General features: G+C 68.6%; 14 protein-coding genes. 3 read left to right on the top strand and 11 right to left on the bottom strand.

The genetic code is table 11. From position 1 onward, the window contains the following. Positions 1-33: 33 nt before the first annotated feature. From AC5Y4Q_RS03350 to AC5Y4Q_RS03335, 4 genes are all read right to left on the bottom strand, one after another. The gene (locus AC5Y4Q_RS03350; RefSeq protein ID WP_064923317.1) at positions 34-885 is read right to left on the bottom strand and encodes a hypothetical protein; all 852 of its coding nucleotides are present in this window, start codon (positions 883-885) and stop codon (positions 34-36) included. Between the two features lie 542 nt (positions 886-1,427). Further along, the gene (locus tag AC5Y4Q_RS03345; RefSeq protein WP_125224307.1) at positions 1,428-2,489 is read right to left on the bottom strand and encodes a hypothetical protein; all 1,062 of its coding nucleotides are present in this window, start codon (positions 2,487-2,489) and stop codon (positions 1,428-1,430) included. A 159-nt stretch (positions 2,490-2,648) separates the two neighbouring features. Next, positions 2,649-4,370 carry a glycerol-3-phosphate dehydrogenase gene (gene glpD, locus AC5Y4Q_RS03340; protein WP_185746547.1) on the bottom strand — a complete coding sequence of 574 codons (1,722 nt, stop codon included), beginning with the start codon at positions 4,368-4,370 and terminating at the stop codon, positions 2,649-2,651. Positions 4,371-4,557: 187 nt separating this feature from the next. Further along, the gene (locus tag AC5Y4Q_RS03335; protein ID WP_125224306.1) at positions 4,558-5,982 is read right to left on the bottom strand and encodes an NAD(P)H-quinone dehydrogenase; all 1,425 of its coding nucleotides are present in this window, start codon (positions 5,980-5,982) and stop codon (positions 4,558-4,560) included. A 42-nt stretch (positions 5,983-6,024) separates the two neighbouring features. Here AC5Y4Q_RS03335 and AC5Y4Q_RS03330 point away from each other — a divergent pair, with 42 nt between their 5' ends. After that, positions 6,025-6,516, top strand: a complete 492-nt coding sequence (locus tag AC5Y4Q_RS03330; protein ID WP_125224305.1) for a gamma-glutamylcyclotransferase family protein — start codon at positions 6,025-6,027, stop codon at positions 6,514-6,516. Between the two features lie 83 nt (positions 6,517-6,599). On the opposite strand, the gene AC5Y4Q_RS03325 is transcribed toward AC5Y4Q_RS03330, so the two are convergent. Next, a complete protein-coding gene (locus AC5Y4Q_RS03325; RefSeq protein WP_499957973.1) occupies positions 6,600-7,778 on the bottom strand; it encodes an amidohydrolase in 1,179 nt (392 codons plus the stop codon). 43 nt (positions 7,779-7,821) lie between these two features. Between AC5Y4Q_RS03325 and AC5Y4Q_RS03320 the strand changes: the two genes are divergently transcribed. Next, positions 7,822-8,610 (top strand): purine-nucleoside phosphorylase, encoded by a 789-nt coding sequence (locus tag AC5Y4Q_RS03320; protein WP_499957971.1) that lies wholly within the window; start codon positions 7,822-7,824, stop codon positions 8,608-8,610. Beyond that, entirely contained in the window at positions 8,607-10,214 is a 1,608-nt protein-coding gene (locus tag AC5Y4Q_RS03315; protein WP_499957969.1) for a phospho-sugar mutase, read from the top strand. Before AC5Y4Q_RS03320 ends, AC5Y4Q_RS03315 begins: the two co-directional genes overlap by 4 nt. A gap of 129 nt (positions 10,215-10,343) precedes the next feature. On the opposite strand, the gene upp is transcribed toward AC5Y4Q_RS03315, so the two are convergent. From upp to AC5Y4Q_RS03285, 6 genes are all read right to left on the bottom strand, one after another. After that, entirely contained in the window at positions 10,344-10,976 is a 633-nt protein-coding gene (gene upp, locus AC5Y4Q_RS03310; protein ID WP_499957967.1) for a uracil phosphoribosyltransferase, read from the bottom strand. 19 nt (positions 10,977-10,995) lie between these two features. Then, positions 10,996-12,351: a PE-PPE domain-containing protein gene (locus tag AC5Y4Q_RS03305; protein WP_499957965.1), complete on the bottom strand. Its 1,356-nt coding sequence runs from the start codon at positions 12,349-12,351 to the stop codon at positions 10,996-10,998. A 194-nt stretch (positions 12,352-12,545) separates the two neighbouring features. Beyond that, complete coding sequence (locus tag AC5Y4Q_RS03300) at positions 12,546-14,006, bottom strand: PE-PPE domain-containing protein (RefSeq protein WP_125224303.1); 1,461 nt, start codon at positions 14,004-14,006, stop codon at positions 12,546-12,548. Positions 14,007-14,804: 798 nt separating this feature from the next. Continuing rightward, entirely contained in the window at positions 14,805-15,458 is a 654-nt protein-coding gene (locus AC5Y4Q_RS03295) for a carboxymuconolactone decarboxylase family protein (protein ID WP_235663845.1), read from the bottom strand. 177 nt (positions 15,459-15,635) lie between these two features. After that, a complete protein-coding gene (locus AC5Y4Q_RS03290; protein WP_064923291.1) occupies positions 15,636-16,034 on the bottom strand; it encodes a nitroreductase family deazaflavin-dependent oxidoreductase in 399 nt (132 codons plus the stop codon). A 26-nt stretch (positions 16,035-16,060) separates the two neighbouring features. Further along, complete coding sequence (locus AC5Y4Q_RS03285) at positions 16,061-16,591, bottom strand: methyltransferase family protein (RefSeq protein WP_064923289.1); 531 nt, start codon at positions 16,589-16,591, stop codon at positions 16,061-16,063. Between the last annotated feature and the right edge of the window lie 23 nt (positions 16,592-16,614).

Below are 16,614 nucleotides of genomic sequence, written 5' to 3'. Positions count from 1 at the left end.
GATGCGCCCCTACTCGGGTGCCGACTACTCCGTTCAGCCCAGGCCGAGCATGCTGAAGATGCCCAGGTCGCCCAGGAAATCGGTCAGCGTGGTGGTGTCGGTCACCGGGTCACTGCCGGTCGGCAGCAGGCTCGTCAGCAGAGCGCCCAGCGTCTCGCCGCCCAGGGTCCCGGTGCCGTCCGGGTCACTCAGGGTCCCGCCGAGCGTGATGCCGCTGATGACCTCGTTCCAAGGGGCACTCGGGTCGATGCCCAGCAGGCTCGCGATAGTTGCGTCCCCCAGTCCGTTGTCGGTCAACAGGTCGTTCAGCGAGGTGGTGGCCCCGATTCCCAGCATCTCGTTCAGCACGGAGGCGAGCGTGTCGGACGGGGACAAGCCGAGGAACGGCAGATCCAGCAGGCCGGCGTACTGGCCCAGTCCGAAGAGGCCCAGCAGGTCACCGATGCTGGTATTGGCGCCGTCGCCGCCGATGAAGCCACCGAGCAAGGTGTCGATCGGTACGTCACCCAGGCCTACGCCGCCAACCTGCACATCGTTCAGCACCGCGGTGAGATCCGCCGAGAGCAGGCCACCGGTGATCGTGTCCAGCGACGTGCCATCGGGGTTCAGTGCGGCCAGGAGGGTGCTGAGATCCGAACTTGTGTTGATGGGGTTGGCTTCCGTGCCGAACAGACCCAGCACCTGCCCCATGTTGCCGTAGCCCAGGGTGTCCAGCAGGCTCTGCAGGCTCTGCTCGAAGGTCGGGAAGGGGTCGGCGGTCAGCACGTAATCGTGCTGCACCGACCCGGCAAGGCCGGCAGCAACCGTCGGAGCAACGGTCACGCCGCCGAATAGCGCCGCGCCGGCTAATGCGGTTCCGGCGGCGAGTGCGCCGGCTTTTGCCATGAAGCCGTGCGACTCCGTCGGCGCTGCAATGGAAAGAGTTGACATGTATCAGGCCCCCTTCAGGGATCGAACAAATTGGCGTCGCGATTTCCGCAACGAACGTTAACTTAAGTTGTCCTCAGTGTCGTGTCAACTATTTTTCCATTTCCTTTCGCTCGCGTCAGCAACCGGCATCGGCAGTAAATTACCAGCTCACCTGCCCCATTCGCGACGCTGCGCAACAGACATTCCAGCGGTAACATCGCTGCCGCAAACTCGTGGGCGATAACGGCTCACTCAGCATTCTCTAGGCATTCCGGACCTGCGGACAGCTGGCCCACACCAGCAATACCGTCCCAGCGTTAACTTGAGCCATTAACCGTCAAACGGTATGAAATTATCGGCCGAGAAATACCGGCCAATGCGGACTGAGGGGCGAAATGCGCACCCAAACCGCTAGCAAATGACAGCAAAGCAAGCGCGACTGCTTTACGGCGCTGCCCTGGATATAAACCGCACCCGGCCGAGTGGCCGGGTGCGGTTGAGCTGAGAGGGGTTTTCGGCTACCAGTTCAGCAGGCCGAAGGCCTCCAGGATGTCGGTGATCGGAGTGTCACCGGTGATCGTCAGGGTGCTGCTGTCGGGCAGGAAGCTGCTCAACAAGGCGCCGAGGGTCTGCTCCCCCCAGGTTTCGCCGGACGGGTCCAACAGCGTCCCGCCGAACGGCAGGTTGCTGAGGTACTGATCCCAGGTCTGGTTGGGGGTCAGGTGAAGTAGCAGGCCCAGGGTCGCGTTGTCCATGGTGGTGCTGTTGGTGTCGCTCACCGGGAGGGTGTGCAGGTATTCGCCCAGCGTGGTGGCGGTGTCCGGCACTGTCGTAGTAGAGCCGAGGCCCGAAAACGTGTGCTGGATGACGTCGACGGTCGGCTTTCCGAGGATTCCGCTCAACCAGTCGTTCAATGAGCTATTGAGGGTAAGACCGGGATGGCTGGTGATATTGCCGAGAGCGCCGCACGTCAAGGTGCAGTTCTCGACGTTCATGTTGTCCAAGCCCAGTCCGTCGATCAGGCTCCCGTACTGACTCAGCATCGACCCCAGTCCCACCGCGTTGGCCAGGTCGGTCAGCGAATGCGCGCCGGCGCCCGCGCCGAGAAAGGCATCGAGCACCCCGCCGGTGCCGCCGAGGTCGAGGTCGCCGATCGGCACGCCACCCACCAGCCACGCGCTGCCGTGACCGAGCAGCGAGTCGACCGTCGAACTGTAGAGCGGCTCGGTCAACGAGATCCCGAACAGATTGGTGACCCCGTTCAAGGTGAGGCCGTCGGGGTTCAACGAGGCCAGGAAGGACGAGACCGGCGAGTCCACGGTGAAGGCACCGAAGCCTCCCAGCACCTCGTTGAGGTCGCCCATGCCGATGGCGTCGAGCAGGCTCTGCAGGCTCTCGGCGAAGGTCGGGAAAGCCACCAGTTCCAAGTTGCGCTGCGCGGCGGCCGGCGGCGCACCGGGGGACTCCGGCCCAACCGCCACGACGCCGAGAAGACCGGCGCCGGCAAGAACGGTGGCGGCGGCAAGCCGGCCGGCTTTCAACGCCAGCGCGTGCGGGCGCGCCCCGACAAGATCCGACATGGACCACACCTTCCCCGGTACCCGGATCCCCCATGTGATCCAGCTGATGGGCAGAAAGTAGTGGCCCTAGAAGTAACTGTCAAACATATGTTAACGCCGATTTCAGACCATCTGCACGGTTCTCTCGGGGACGTCGTTCGCAGCGTAATGAAGCTCAGTTCATGGAAGCGGAATCGGCTCCAGAATCTCGGTCCTGGCTTCGGGTGCCCTCGCGCGCAACGCATCCGCGGAGGCGTCGTCGGGCTGTTCCTGCGACAAGATCTCGGCCTCCACCCGGGCGGTGTAGTTGGCCACTTCGGCGTCGACGGCGGCGTCGTCCCAGCCGAGCACCGGGGCCATCACCTCGGCCACTTCGCGGGCGCAGTTCACTCCGCGGTGGGCGTACTCGATGGAGATCCGGGTCCGGCGGGCCAGCACGTCCTCCAGGTGTAGGGCGCCCTCGGCGGCGACGGCGTAGGCCACCTCCACCTTCAGATAAGTAGGCGCCTCGGTGATCGGGTCCAGCAGCTCCGGCCGGCCGTCGGCCAGCGCCAGCACGTCGTGGATCAGCGAGCCGTAGCGGTCCAGCAGGTGGCGCACCCGGTAGGGGTGCAGGTCCTGTTCGGCGCCCACGTGCTCGGCCTGGTTGACCAGAGCGAAGTAGCCGTCGGCGCCCAGCAGCGGCACCTTCTCGGTGATCGTCGGCGCCACCCGGGTCGGGATGTACTCGGCGGCGGCGTCGATCGCGTCGGCGGCCATCACCCGGTAGGTGGTGTACTTGCCGCCGGCGATGGCGACCAGGCCCGGCGCCGGCACGGCCACCGCGTGCTCGCGGGACAGTTTGGAGGTGTCGTCGTTCTCCCCGGCCAGCAGCGGCCGCAGCCCGGCGTAGACGCCCTCGATGTCGGCGTGCGACAGCGGCGTGGCCAGCGCGGTGTTGACGGTGGTCAGCAGATAGTCGATATCGGCCTTGGTGGCCGCCGGGTGGGCCAGATCTAGGTTCCAGTCGGTGTCGGTGGTGCCGATGATCCAGTGGGTGCCCCACGGGATGACGAACAGCACCGACTTCTCGGTGCGCAGGATGATCGCCGCCTCGCTGACGATCCGGTCTCGCGGCACCACGATGTGTACGCCCTTGGAGGCCCGCACGTGAAACCGGCCGCGCTGCCGCGACAGCGCCTGAATCTCATCGGTCCACACTCCGGTCGCATTGACCACGACATGCCCGTGCACCTCGGTGGTGGCGCCGTCCTCGGAGTCGCGCACGGTCACCCCGGTCACCCGGTCACCTTCGCGTCTCAGCGCCACCACCTGGGTGGAGCTGCGGATGACCGCCCCATAGTGCGCGGCGGTCCGCGCGACGGTCAGGGTGTGCCGAGCGTCGTCGACGACGGTGTCGTAGTAGCGGATGCCGCCGATCAGCGCGCTGCGCCGCAGCCCCGGGCACAGCCGCAGCGCGCCGGCACGCGTCAGGTGCCGTTGCGCGGGAACGGATTTCGCCCCACCTAACTGGTCGTAGAGGAAGATCCCGCTGGCCACATACGGTCGCTCCCACCACCGCCGGGTCAACGGGTACAGAAACGGCAAGGGTTTGACCAGGTGCGGTGCCAACGTGGTCAGCGACAGCTCGCGTTCGTGCAGCGCCTCGCGCACCAGGCCGAACTCCAACTGTTCGAGGTAGCGCAGCCCGCCGTGGAACATCTTCGAGCTTCGGCTCGACGTGCCGGCAGCGAAGTCGCGGGCCTCGACCAGGGCTACTTTGAGGCCGCGGGTGGCGGCGTCGAGCGCACACCCGGTGCCTACCACGCCCCCGCCGATAACCACCACGTCGAACTGCTCGCTGCCCAGGCGGTCCCAGGCTTGTGCTCGTTGGTCAGGTCCCAGCGTGCTCACGACTGCCAGGCTACGTGGCGGCTGCCCGGCGCCCGGCGTCGAGCGTGAAACTGGCGTCACTCTCGACGCCGAATGTGAGCGCGACTACCCGCGGGCCACGCTGGTGCGTCGAGCGTGTCCGCACTGCGAGCTCCGACGAGAAATTTCGCGCTCAGTGCACGTTGGGCGCGGCGGGCGACGCGAAGACGCGACCGGCTCAGTCCAGGTCGTCGTGCGTCATCAACCGGCGCGCGGCCTCGGTGAGCGACCCTGAGAGCGACGGATACACCGCCAGCGTCTGCGCCAGGTCGGCCACGGTGATCCGGTTCTGCACGGCCAGCGCGATCGGCAGGATCAGCTCGGAGGCGATCGGGGCCACCACCACCCCGCCGATCACCGTGCCGGTGGCCGGCCGGCAGAACAGTTTCAGGAAGCCGTGCCGCATCCGGCTCATCTTGGCCCGGGCGTTGGTCTGCAACGGCAGCATGACGGTGCGGGCGGGCACGGTGCCGTCGTCGATCTGGGACTGCGGCACCCCGACCGCGGCGATCTCGGGCCGGGTGAACACCGCCGCGGCCACCGTGCGCAGCCGGATCGGCGCCACCGCGTCGCCCAGCGCGTGATACATCGCGATGCGGCCCTGCATGGCCGCCACCGAGGCCAGCGGCAGCAGCCCGGTGCAGTCCCCGGCGGCGTAGATCCCCGGAACCGACGTCCGCGAGACGCGGTCGACCTGCAGATAGTTGCCGGGTCCGAGCTTGATACCGACCCGCTCCAGGCCCAGACCGGCGGTATTGGGCACCGACCCGACCGTCATCAGCGCGTGGCTGCCGGTCACGGTGCGGCCATCGGTCATGGTGACCAGCACGCCGTCGTGCGTGCGGGTCACCGACGCGGCCCGGGCGTTTTTGACCAGGGTGACGCCGCGCTCGGCGAACGAGCGCTCCAGCACCCGGGCGGCGTCGGGGTCCTCGTGCGGCAGCACCCGATCGCGGCTGGCCACCACCGTCACCGGCACGCCGAGTTCGGTGTAGGCGTTGACGAACTCCGCGCCGGTCACCCCCGACCCCACCACCACCAGGTGCTCGGGCAGCGTGCGCAGGTCATAGAGCTGACGCCAGGTCAGGATCCGTTCGTCGTCCGGTTCGGCGTTCGGCAGGGTGCGCGGGCTGGCGCCGGTGGCGATGAGCACCACGTCGGCGTCGAGCAGGCGCTGTCCCCCGCCGTGCTCGGTGACCAGGACCCGGTGGCGCGCCAGGCCGGTTTCGGGGTCGATGAGCTCCCCGCGGCCGGCGATGACCTCGACACCGGTGTTGATCAGTTGGGTGCGGATGTCGGCGGACTGCGCGGCGGCCAGCGACTTGACCCGCTCGTGGATCTTCTCCAGCTCGATCTCGGCGTCGGTGAAGTGGATGTCGAAGCCCAGGTGCGGGGCCCGGCGCAGCTCGGTGCGGACCCCGGACGAGGCGATGAACGTTTTGGACGGCACACAGTCCCACAACACGCAGGCACCGCCGATGCCGTCGGCGTCGACCACGGTGACCGACACCGCCTCCGGCCCCTTGGCCGCTGCCACCAGTGCCGCCTCGTAGCCGGCCGGTCCGCCGCCGATGATCACGATGCGCGTGGAGGCAGAAGTCACAGCGACCAACTTATCCGGGGCCCGGCGTTTAAGCTTTCTGCCGTGCCGCTCTACGCCGCCTATGGGTCAAACATGCATCCCGAGCAGATGCTGCAGCGTGCACCGCACTCCCCGATGACCGGCACCGGCTGGATCCACGGCTGGCGGCTGACGTTCGCCGGCGAGGACATCGGCTGGGAGGGCGCGCTGGCGACCGTGGTCGAGGACCCTGGCTCGAGCGTGTTCGTCGTCCTCTACGACGTGACCCCCGAGGACGAGAAGAACATGGACCGCTGGGAGGGTTCGGACTTCGGGATCCACAAGAAGATCCGCTGTCGGGTGGACCGGGTGGACGGGATCACGTCGGATCCGGCCGACAGCGCCCCCGAGCCGGTGCTGGCCTGGCTGTACGTGGTGGACGCCTGGGAGGGCGGTCTGCCGTCGGCGCGCTATCTGGGGGTGGTGGCCGAGGCCGCCCAGATCGCTGGTGCGCCCGAGGAGTACGTGCGCAAACTGCAGACCCGCCCGGCCCGCAACATCGGCCCGGGCAGTTAGTGTCCTCTCCGCGAGCGGGCGTGTCTGCGGGCAAACGCGCACGCTCGCAAAGCGGTGAGGTGCGCCAGCTCGCGCCGCTGAGGCTAAAGCAGCGCGGCCTGGTCGACGATGCCGGCCATCACCTGCACCCCGATGCCCAGCGCCCGCTCGTCGAGATCGAACGTCGGCTGGTGCAGGTCGCGTTGCGGCCCGACCCCCGGCCACACCCCGAGCCGGGCCATCGCGCCGGGCACCTCCTCGAGGTACCAGGAGAAGTCCTCGCCGCCGCCGGACTGCCGGGTCTCGGCCAGCACGTCGGGCCCGACGGCCTCGATCGCGTGGGCGAGCATCCGGGTCGACACCGCCTCGTTGACCACCGGGGGCACCCCGCGGTGGTAGTACAGCGTGTGGTCGATGTTCAGCGGGGCCAGCAATGAGGTCACCGCGTCCTCGATGATGCCCTGCATCGCCACCCAGGTGTCGCGGCTGGCGGTGCGCACGGTGCCGGCCAGCCGCCCGGCCTGCGGGATCGCGTTGGCGGCCGCCCCGGAGTTGACCGCCCCCCACACCAGCACAGTGCTGTTGCGCGGGTCGATGCGCCGGGACAGCACGCCGGGCAGCCCGGTGATCAGCACTCCGAGCCCATAGACCAGATCCGCGGTCAGGTGCGGCCGGGAAGTGTGCCCGCCGGGGCCGCCGACGGTGATCTCGATGGTGTCGGCCGCCGAGGTGATCGGACCCGGGATGGTGGCCACCCGGCCGACCTGCAGCCGCGGATCGCAGTGCAGCGCGAAGATCCGGCTGACCCCGGACAGCACCCCGGCCGCGATCGCGTCGATCGCCCCGCCGGGCATCAGCTCCTCGGCAGCCTGGAACACCAGCCGCACCCCGACCGGCAGCTCCGGCGCCGAAGCCAGCGCCAGCGCCGCTCCCAGCAGGATCGCGGTGTGCGCGTCGTGACCGCAGGCGTGGGTCACCCCCGGCACCAGCGAGGCGTACGGCGCCCCGGTCTGCTCGGTCATCGGCAGCGCGTCGATGTCGGCCCGCAACGCGATGCGCGGGCCGTCTTCGGGGCCGAAGTCGCAGATCAGCCCGGTTCCGCTGGGCAGCACCTTGGGGTTGAGGCCGGCACCGGCCAGGCGTTCGGCGATGAACTGGGTGGTGGCGAACTCCTGGCGGCTCAGCTCCGGGTGGCGGTGCAGATGCCGCCGCCAGGCGATCAGCTCATCGGCGTTGACGGCCAACCACGCCTGCGCGGCCTGCGACGCGGAAGCTGAGGGCATTCACGCAGTATCCCACCGTGGCGCGCGGCTAAGCTCAGGGGCTGTGACGGTTCCGCTCGCGACCCAGGCCGCGGCGGTGGTGGCCCGGCGCACCGGGGTCGACACCCACGACGTGGCGATCGTCCTCGGTTCCGGGTGGGCGCCGGCGGTGGCGGCCCTGGGCACGCCCACCGCGGCGATGCCGATGGCCGACCTGCCCGGGTTCAGTGCGCCGACCGCGGCGGGCCACCTCGGCGAGCTGGTGTCGATACCGATCGGCACCCATCGGGTGCTGGTGCTGGTCGGCCGGATCCACGCCTACGAGGGCCACCCGCTGGTCGACGTGGTGCGACCGGTGCGTACCGCAGTGGCGGCCGGTGCGAACACGGTGGTGTTGACCAACGCGGCCGGCGGCCTGCGTGAGCACTTCGAGGTCGGCCAGCCGGTGCTGATCAGCGACCACCTGAACATGACCGGACGTTCACCGCTTGAGGGCGCGCACTTCGTCGACATGGTCGACGCCTACACCCCGGCGCTGCGCGCACTGGCCCGCCAGGTGGACCCGACATTGGCCGAGGGCGTCTACGCCGGGATGTCCGGCCCGCAGTACGAGACCCCGGCGGAGATCCGGATGCTGCGCACCCTGGGCGCCGACCTGGTGGGCATGTCGACCGTGCACGAGGCGATCGCCGCCCGGGCGGCCGGGGCTCAGGTGCTGGGGCTGTCGCTGGTGACGAACCTGGCGGCCGGGCTCACCGGCGAGCCGCTCAGCCACGCCGAGGTGCTGGCCGCCGGCCGGGAGTCGGCGGCCCGGATGGGTGAGCTGCTCGCCGAGGTCGTAGCCCGGCTGTGAATCCGCGCGACTGGATCGCCCACGACCCGGACCCGGCGACCGCCGCGGAGGTGGCCGGTTGGGACGACGACGAACGGGCCGCCCGGTTCGCGGCGCCGCTGCGTTTCGGCACCGCCGGACTGCGGGGGCCGGTCCGGGGCGGGCCCGACGCGATGAACCTCGCCGTGGTGCTGCGCGCCAGTTGGGCGGTGGCCCAGGTCCTCACCGCACGCGGGCGCGCCGGTGCGACCGTGGTGGTCGGCCGCGACGCCCGCCACGGCTCGCAAGCGTTTGCCGCGGCGACAGCCGAAGTCCTTGCCGCCTCAGGGTTTTCGGTGCTTCGGCTAGCCGATCCGCAGCCGACGCCGGTGGTGGCGTTCGCGGTGCGACAGACCGGCGCGGCGGCCGGTATCCAGATCACCGCCTCGCACAACCCGGCCGGAGACAACGGTTACAAGGTGTACTTCGACGGCGGTGTGCAGATCATCCCCCCGGTCGACACCGAGATCGAGGCCGCGATGGCCGCCGCTCCCCCAGCCGATGCGATCCCCCGCCGCACCGCCCCGCCGGCCGGCGGCGACCTGCTGCAGCGCTACATCGCACGGGCGGCCGCGGTGCGGCGCCACCACGGCGGGATTCGGGTGGCGCTGACGCCGCTGCACGGGGTGGGCGGTGCGCTGGGGGTCGACGTCCTGCGCGCCGCGGGGTTCAGCGACATCCACACCGTGGCAAGCCAATTCGACCCGGATCCGGACTTCCCGACGGTGACGTTTCCCAACCCGGAGGAGCCGGGCGCCGCCGACGCGCTGCTGGAGCTGGCCGCCGATGTCAACGCTGACATCGCGATCGCACTGGATCCTGACGCCGACCGGTGCGCAGTCGGTATCGGCGGACCGGACGGCTGGCGGATGCTGACCGGCAACGAAACCGGCTGGCTACTCGGCGATTACCTGCTTTCCCGGCTGCCGGCCCGCCGTGCCTCGGCTGCGGTGGTTGCCAGCAGCGTGGTGTCGTCGCGGATGCTGGCGGGCATCGCTGGGCGCTACGGGGCACGCCACGTCGAGACGCTGACCGGGTTCAAATGGCTCGCCCGCGCCGATAGCGGCTTGCCCGGCGCCTTGGTCTACGCCTACGAGGAGGCGATCGGCTACTGCGTCGACCCGGATGCGGTGCGCGACAAAGACGGCATCACCGCCGCCGTGCTGGCGTGCGACCTGGTGTCGGCGCTGCGCGACCGTGGCGGCTCGGTTGCCGGGGCGCTCGATGGGTTGGCGCGCCGGCACGGCGTGCACGTCACCGACGCGGTAACCCGCCGAGTGGCCGACGTCGCCGAGGCCACCGCGGTGATGTCCCGGCTGCGCGCTGCTCCCCCCGGTGCACTGGCCGGATTCACTGTCACCGCAACCGATCTGCTGCACCGCGCCGGGCCGACCACCGACGCACTGGAGTTCACCGGGCAGCGTGACGAGACCTCGGTGCGCGTGGTGGTACGGCCCTCGGGCACCGAGCCCAAGCTCAAGTGTTACCTGGAAGTGACGCTGGAGCCATCGAATGATCCGGCCGCCGACCGCGTCGCGGCGCAGCGAATCTGCGCGGCCGTTGCCGAGGAGGTCCGGGACTGGTAGGGCCCGACGGGCCCAACCACCGCCAGGCCCGGGGGCTGTGGCAGTTGCCCGCCTCTGAGCGACAGCGAGCCGTCGGGTCGACTGATGCCTCCTGCGCAGAAACGGTTGTCGCTGGAAGGCGGGCAACACCTACTGTATCCAACGCGGGCCGAATTGCCGGTCGCCGGCGTCGCCGAGCCCCGGCACGATGAAGGCGTCGGCATTGAGCCCGTCGTCGACCGCCGCGGTGAACAGCCGCGCGGCCGGAGCGGCGACCTTAAGTGCCGCAACGCCTTCCGGGGCGGCCACCACGCACAGCACGGTGATGTCGGTCGCGCCGCGATCGACCAGCAGTCCGACGGTGTGCACCAGCGAGCCGCCGGTGGCCAGCATCGGATCCAGCACCATGACCGGCCGGGCGCCCAGATCCGTCGGCAGCGAGGCCAGATACGGCACCGGCAAGTGGCTGGCCTCATCACGTACCACCCCGACGAACCCGACCTCGGCTTCGGGGATCAGGGCGTGGACGGCGTCGACCATGCCCAGCCCGGCGCGCAACACCGGTACCAGCAGCGGCGGCCGCATCAGCCGAACCCCGACGGTGTCGGCCAGCGGGGTGCGCACACGGACCTGCTCACAGGGGGCATCGCGGGTGGCCTCGTAGGCCAGCATCCGGGTCAGGGCGCGCAGCGCCGACCGGAACGCCGCGTTGTCGCTGCCCTTGTCACGCAGAGTCGTCAGCCGCGCCGCGGCCAGCGGGTGGTCGACGACGCACACATCCACGGGCTCACACCATACGGCGTCAGGCGTCGAGGTAGTTGAGGATGCTGAAGCCCAGCCCGACCAGGTCCAGCAGCGGCTGGGCGGAGATCAGCGGCGCCCCGTTGAAGATGGCGTCGGGCCCCAGCACGTCGAGCAGGTTCCACTGGGCGGCCAGGTCGTGCCACCCGGTGAGCAGCGCCTGGTCCAGCTCGATCGTGAGGTGATAGCCCGTCAGTAGCGAGTCGACGACTCCCTGCGACAGCGGAGCCTGCCCGGCGAAGTCCAGCAGGTTATTGAAGGTGTTGGTCAGGCTCTGCACACCGGCGTACTGCATTCCGGCCAGCATCTGCAGCGGGTCCATGCGCAGCAGGAACCCGGCGACCCCGGTGTCCTCGGACAGGTGCCCGGTCGCGGTGACCGCCCAGGAGCCGGCCGCGCCGATCGGGTCCACCCCGTCGACGGTGATGCCGGCGTCCGGGGCGCCGGGGTTGCCGTAGGACCAGTCGATGGCGACCTTCAGCAGGGGCGCGAGCGCGTCACCGACCAGCTTGCCGACATCACCGAGCCCGTAAAGGGGCCCGAGGATCGGCAACTGCGCGGTGGGCAGCATGTAGAAGTCGTTCGACCCGATCGAACCGAGGTCGATCGCGTTGCCGAGGTTGTCGTTGAAGTAAGCGCCGTGCACCGCAGGGATTCCCATCAGCGCGTTGGCCACGGCCAGCAGGTTGGTGGGGTCCAGCGGGAAGTTGGACCAGCCGTCGTATTCGGTGCTGTAGATGCTGGCCGAGAAGTCGGTCGGGCCCGCGCCGATGCCCACCGGGATGCCCAGGAACGGGATGTGCTGCATGCTCCCGTCCAGGCCGTCGGCGAAGTGCAGCCGGCTCAGAATTCCGCCGATCGGGCTGTTCGGGTCACCGATCAGCACGAAGTGCAGGTTGTCCGGGTCGTATGAACCGCCTGGCACGTCGGCGAGCAGCTTCTGCATCGCCAGCGTGGAGACCACCGCGCTCTGCGAGTAGCCGAAGACCGTGACGAGATCGCCGGCCTCCAGTTGGGGGCGGATCGCGGCGTCCAGGTTGGCCGCGCCCTGCGCGAGTGAGTCCGCGAAGTTCAACTGCGGAACCGGCAGCGGCTGGCAGACGATCGGGCAGAACTGCTCGGGGGTGACCAGGCCCTCGAAGTTGTAGCCGGCGAACGTCGACTGCCCGGCGAACCAGGGGTCCGCGGGCTGCAGGTAGAACTGCCGCACCAAGTCCATGTAGTTGCCCACCGTCGGGTCGGACTGGCCGGTGCCGGTCATGATCCAGCCCTCACCGGCCAGCAGCACGATGTCGGCGACCAACTTCTCCAGCCGGTAGGCCAGCGCCGGTGCCAGCAGCGACGAACTGGCCAACACGATCGCGCAGAGCGCGGCCAGCAGGGTCGCCCCACCGCGTGCAGTCGCTGAGCCTTCATCGCAGACCTCCCGGTCGTCGCCGTTGTATCGCCAGACGATTCATATCGATCTATAAGGCGAATTTCAGGCTTCACCTTAGGGAGAAAACGCGCGTTGTCAAATACGCGCTGCGAGCGGGTCCCGGGACCGGCTTGCTAGGCGCCGAAGACGTTGAAGAGATCGAAGCCGGCCCCGACCAGCGCCAGCAGCCCGTCGCCCGGGATGCCGACCCCGCTCAGCACCGCGTCGGGGCCCAGCACATCGCCCAGGTCCATCGAGTCGGCCAGGCTGCTCCAGCCGTCGAGCACGAACTTGTCGATCGAATTGACCAAGTCATAGCCGGTGATGACCTGCAGAAAGTCGGTGATACCGGTGATGGTGGCGATGTCCGAGGCCGACAGGGTGCCGCCGTTGGCCGCGGCAGCGACATCCGCCCACGGGCCGACGAGGCTTTGGATCAGCGCGTTCTGGGTGCCGGCCAGCATCTGCAGCGGGTCCATCTTCATGAACAGGCCCATCACGCCGGAACCGTCATAGAGCTCGCCGGTCGGCGTCATCGCCCACGGCCCGCCGGCCACCCCGAACGCCTGCTGATAGGCGCTGCCGTTGATGAACTCGCCGGCCGGAATCTTGTAGAGCCCGTTGACGTCCGGGTCGCCGGCGTTGCCGTAGCCCCAGTTGATGAACAACCGCGCCCAAGGCGAGAAGAAATCACCGAAGAACTGCCCGGCGGTCCCGCCGTTGAACATGAACTGCAGGATCGGCAGGTTCTGCGGGATCATGTAGAAGTTGGCGTCGCCGATGGTGCCGACGCTGATCGCACTGGCCAGCTGCTCGGCGCTGTAGAGCGGGTAGTACGGGTGCACGGTCAGAATGCCGATCAGCGCGTTGATCACGGCCAGGAGATTGGTCGGGTCCTGCGGGAAGTTGGCCCAGCCGTCGTATTCGCCGGTGTAGATGTCGGTCGAGATGTGGTCGGTGGGCGTGGGCGCCAGGCTCACCGGGATGTTCACGAACGGCACGTGCTGGTCGTCGGGGAACTGGAAGCGGTCCAGGATGCCGCCGATCGCGTTGTTGGGGTCACCGATCAGCACGAAGTGCAGGTTGCCCAGCTGATCCAGGGTCGGGTAGCCCGCCGCCCCGGCGTTGGCGATCAGGTCGTTCATCTCGATAGTGCTGATGGTGGCGCTCTGGGAGTAGCCGAACACGGTGACGTTGTCGCCCGCCAGCAGCTGCGGAAGGATCGAGGAATTCAGCGCGGCGACACCGGCATTCAGCGAGTCGCCGAAGTTCAGCGACGGCTGACCCGGGATGCACACGAACGGGCAGAACTGCTCGGGGGTGGTCAGGCCCTCGAAGTTATAGCCGGGGAAGGACGGCTGGCCGTTGAAGAGCGGCGATGACGGTTGCAGGTAGTTCGCGAGGATCTGGCTGATGTAGGAGCCGACGGTGGGATCGGGTACGCCGGTGCCGCTCATGATCCAGCCTTCGTCGGCCAGTAACGCGAGCTCGTCAAGGACCAGAGGGGCCTCGACCGCCGCGGTCGCACTCACCACGATGGCGCCGGCAGTGGCTACCAGTACCGAACCCACTGAACGCAGCCGTGAGTGTGTCATTGCGGATCTTCCCTTAGCCTGGGCGCCCGCGGCTGTCCAGGGCCGACGGTATCGCGTCCATAATGCACGCGGTAACCCTGGCCGGCGCGGGTATCGACAATTTTCAATCCAGCCGTTTCGCGACGAAATACGCCCGAGGTTCGCTGTCAACCGTCGCAGTGTTGCGCTGCCGCTGTTTGCACCCCAAAGCGGCCCTTGACGGCCAAGTGGCGGATGTCGCACTCAACCCCACCCCGGAGAAGTCGCGCTCGGACTTGACTGATTAGTCAGTCAGGCGCAGACGCCCGAAACCGACACGCTGCCCGGCTATTGGTGAGCACCGCCATCCTCGGTTCGGTGGTCCGCAATGATGTCCAGGACGCCCAGACCGCCGACCCGTTGGCGTTAGCGCGGCTGATCACACCCGGTCTCCTTGCGGCGGCTTCCGCCGGCGATGACCCCGCACAATCAACGCGATCGAGACGCCGCGGCAAGAAGTGATGCCGTCTGCCGGACGTGCGCCTACGCCTTGCGGTTCACGGCGATTCCCGCGAGCAGCCTTTCGGTCAAAGTGAGGCGCTGCACGCGGGATCCAACACGGCGTCGAAGAATCCGCGGCAGCCCGGTACGAAGCTCTGCCAGCTGTTGTCGCCGCGCGCTGACCGCGATCCTCGACCGCCACGGGGCTGACGCCGTGCGCTGTACCTGGGTACCCGCTAGCGCACGACATCGCCACGACGCTGCACAGCAGTGCGGCGATGCGCGCGGTGGGTTCCCGCAACCCGACGGTGTGGGCAGTGTAGAGCGACCGTGGTCTGATCAGTCGGGACGAACCCGAATCCGCGCCAGTGTCCGGTAGGCGCGCCAAGCCTTGGCCGTCCCGTACTCGGCCACCAGAAGCAGTACGGCGTTGATCTGCCCCGGCCCTGCGCCGGCCGCCTCAGCCAGTTCCACGTGCAGAGCAAAGGATTCGTCGAGGGTCTGATTCAGTACGTCGGTAGCCAGACAGCTCAATGCGCGTTCCCGCTGCGATAGCTCGGGATCATCGCTCCAGCGCTGCCGAAACTGCTCGGCAACGAAGGCGGCGAAGTCCGGGTTCAGGGCGGTGAGCTCGTCGACGACCTCAGCGGGAAGCTGTCGGCTCTCGGCCATCCGTGGGGTGTCGGCCGTCGCGCCCGGGTCGACGAGCCGCTGCAGTGCGACCGCCGCCGTCGGATAGCCGACGTACGGGGCCAGGTGCCGGATCGCAGCGATACAGTCGACCGCGGTGACCCCATTGGCACCCGCCATCTGAACGTGGGTTGCCAGGGCGAATCCTAGGTTGGCCGTGCATAAGTCGGCGGCGAGAAAGACGAATGCCTTCTCGCGCATGGTCAGCTGCGGCAGCGACCAGGCGTGCCGGCCGACCTCGATGGCCATCCGAGCGAAAGCCGGATCGAGGCCCTCTACTTGGTCCTGATTGGCCAGCTTCACCGCGCCGCCTCCTCACGGAGCAGGAACCTGCGGCGGCGCTGGCACTGGACCGATAGGATCAGGCCGGGGATAAACACCGTCAGCACCGCCGGGCCCGCCGGTTTGCCCATCCAGCGCCGCTGATATGCACACATCCTCAACCGCCTTCCGTCTGCCGTGCCTCGGGTAGCACCTACGTCAATAACTTTCGTCGACAGCCGGATCCGGTGTGAGATCGAGGAAATCGGCGACATGCAGGGCGCGCAATATCCGGCGTTCGAACCGCCTGACGCCCGAGCGGGTCGGGTCGTGGACCAGCCGAGGTGCCGTGAGCGTCAGTCTGCGTCCGCGGGTTCGCAATTGGCAGCCGCCGGCCGCCACGACGTTTTTCACCCAATCGGAGTCGGGCCCATAGGTCAGCGCGATCCGGACTCCGGTGGCGGTGGTGAAGACGTTGACGGGAGTCTCGTAGATTCGCCCGGAGCGGCGGCCCCGGTGCTGGACCACGCCGAACCCCGGCGCCCGGGGAGCGATCCGACGGGCGATCCGGTTCAGCCCCACCCGATTCCAGCGGGCGATCACTTTCGGGAATGGCATGGCGTTCCTCCTGTGCCCGGACGGTTTCAGCTGCGGTGCGGTTGGTCGACGGGCGTCCACGCGGTGACCCGCGGAATCCAGCGCGGCACATGGCGGCGGTAGGCGTCATAGTCGGCGCCGAACCGCCGGGCCAGGTGCGGCTCTTCGAAAACTGGAACGGCGATCACGACCAGCGTGCAGAACAACGCGAACCAGGCGAGCAACCAGGGGGATGCGGCGATGGCGGCGGTACCCAGTTGGATGCTGAACACCGCGGTCATCATCGGGTTGCGGACACGCCGGTAGGGCCCGCGCACCACCAGGTGGATCGGTGTTCCGACGGCCAGTGCTCCCTCACCGACCCGGTCGAACAACAGCACGGTCCACACCAGAAACCACAGCCCGAAAGCGACCAGCACGCCGCCAGTGACGATCAGCATCAGGCCGGTGCCGGTCCCCGGATCTGGAGCGTCGATGCCGGCGAACGCCACGATCAGCGCCGGGATGAACACCGTCATCGTTGCGGGGGCGATTAGTACGGAGATCAGGTGGTTCACCCACAATCGCCGCTTTGCCATCTACGCACCCCTTTCTTCAACGA

It is taken from the genome of Mycobacterium sp. NGS16 (genome assembly GCF_059813225.1).
The sequence above is the reverse complement of the archived record's forward strand: the minus strand, read 5'-3'. Positions and strand labels throughout refer to the sequence as shown.

What these genes read in the sequence shown, in the direction of transcription:
- AC5Y4Q_RS03325 (WP_499957973.1), bottom strand. Translation starts at nt 7,778, where the DNA reads ATGCCCTCAGCTTCCGCGTCGCAGGCCGCGCAGGCGTGGTTGGCCGTC.
- AC5Y4Q_RS03350 (WP_064923317.1), bottom strand. Translation starts at nt 885, where the DNA reads ATGGCAAAAGCCGGCGCACTCGCCGCCGGAACCGCATTAGCCGGCGCG.
- AC5Y4Q_RS03345 (WP_125224307.1), bottom strand. Translation starts at nt 2,489, where the DNA reads ATGTCGGATCTTGTCGGGGCGCGCCCGCACGCGCTGGCGTTGAAAGCC.
- AC5Y4Q_RS03285 (WP_064923289.1), bottom strand. Translation starts at nt 16,591, where the DNA reads ATGGCAAAGCGGCGATTGTGGGTGAACCACCTGATCTCCGTACTAATC.
- AC5Y4Q_RS03300 (WP_125224303.1), bottom strand. Translation starts at nt 14,006, where the DNA reads ATGACACACTCACGGCTGCGTTCAGTGGGTTCGGTACTGGTAGCCACT.
- AC5Y4Q_RS03290 (WP_064923291.1), bottom strand. Translation starts at nt 16,034, where the DNA reads ATGCCATTCCCGAAAGTGATCGCCCGCTGGAATCGGGTGGGGCTGAAC.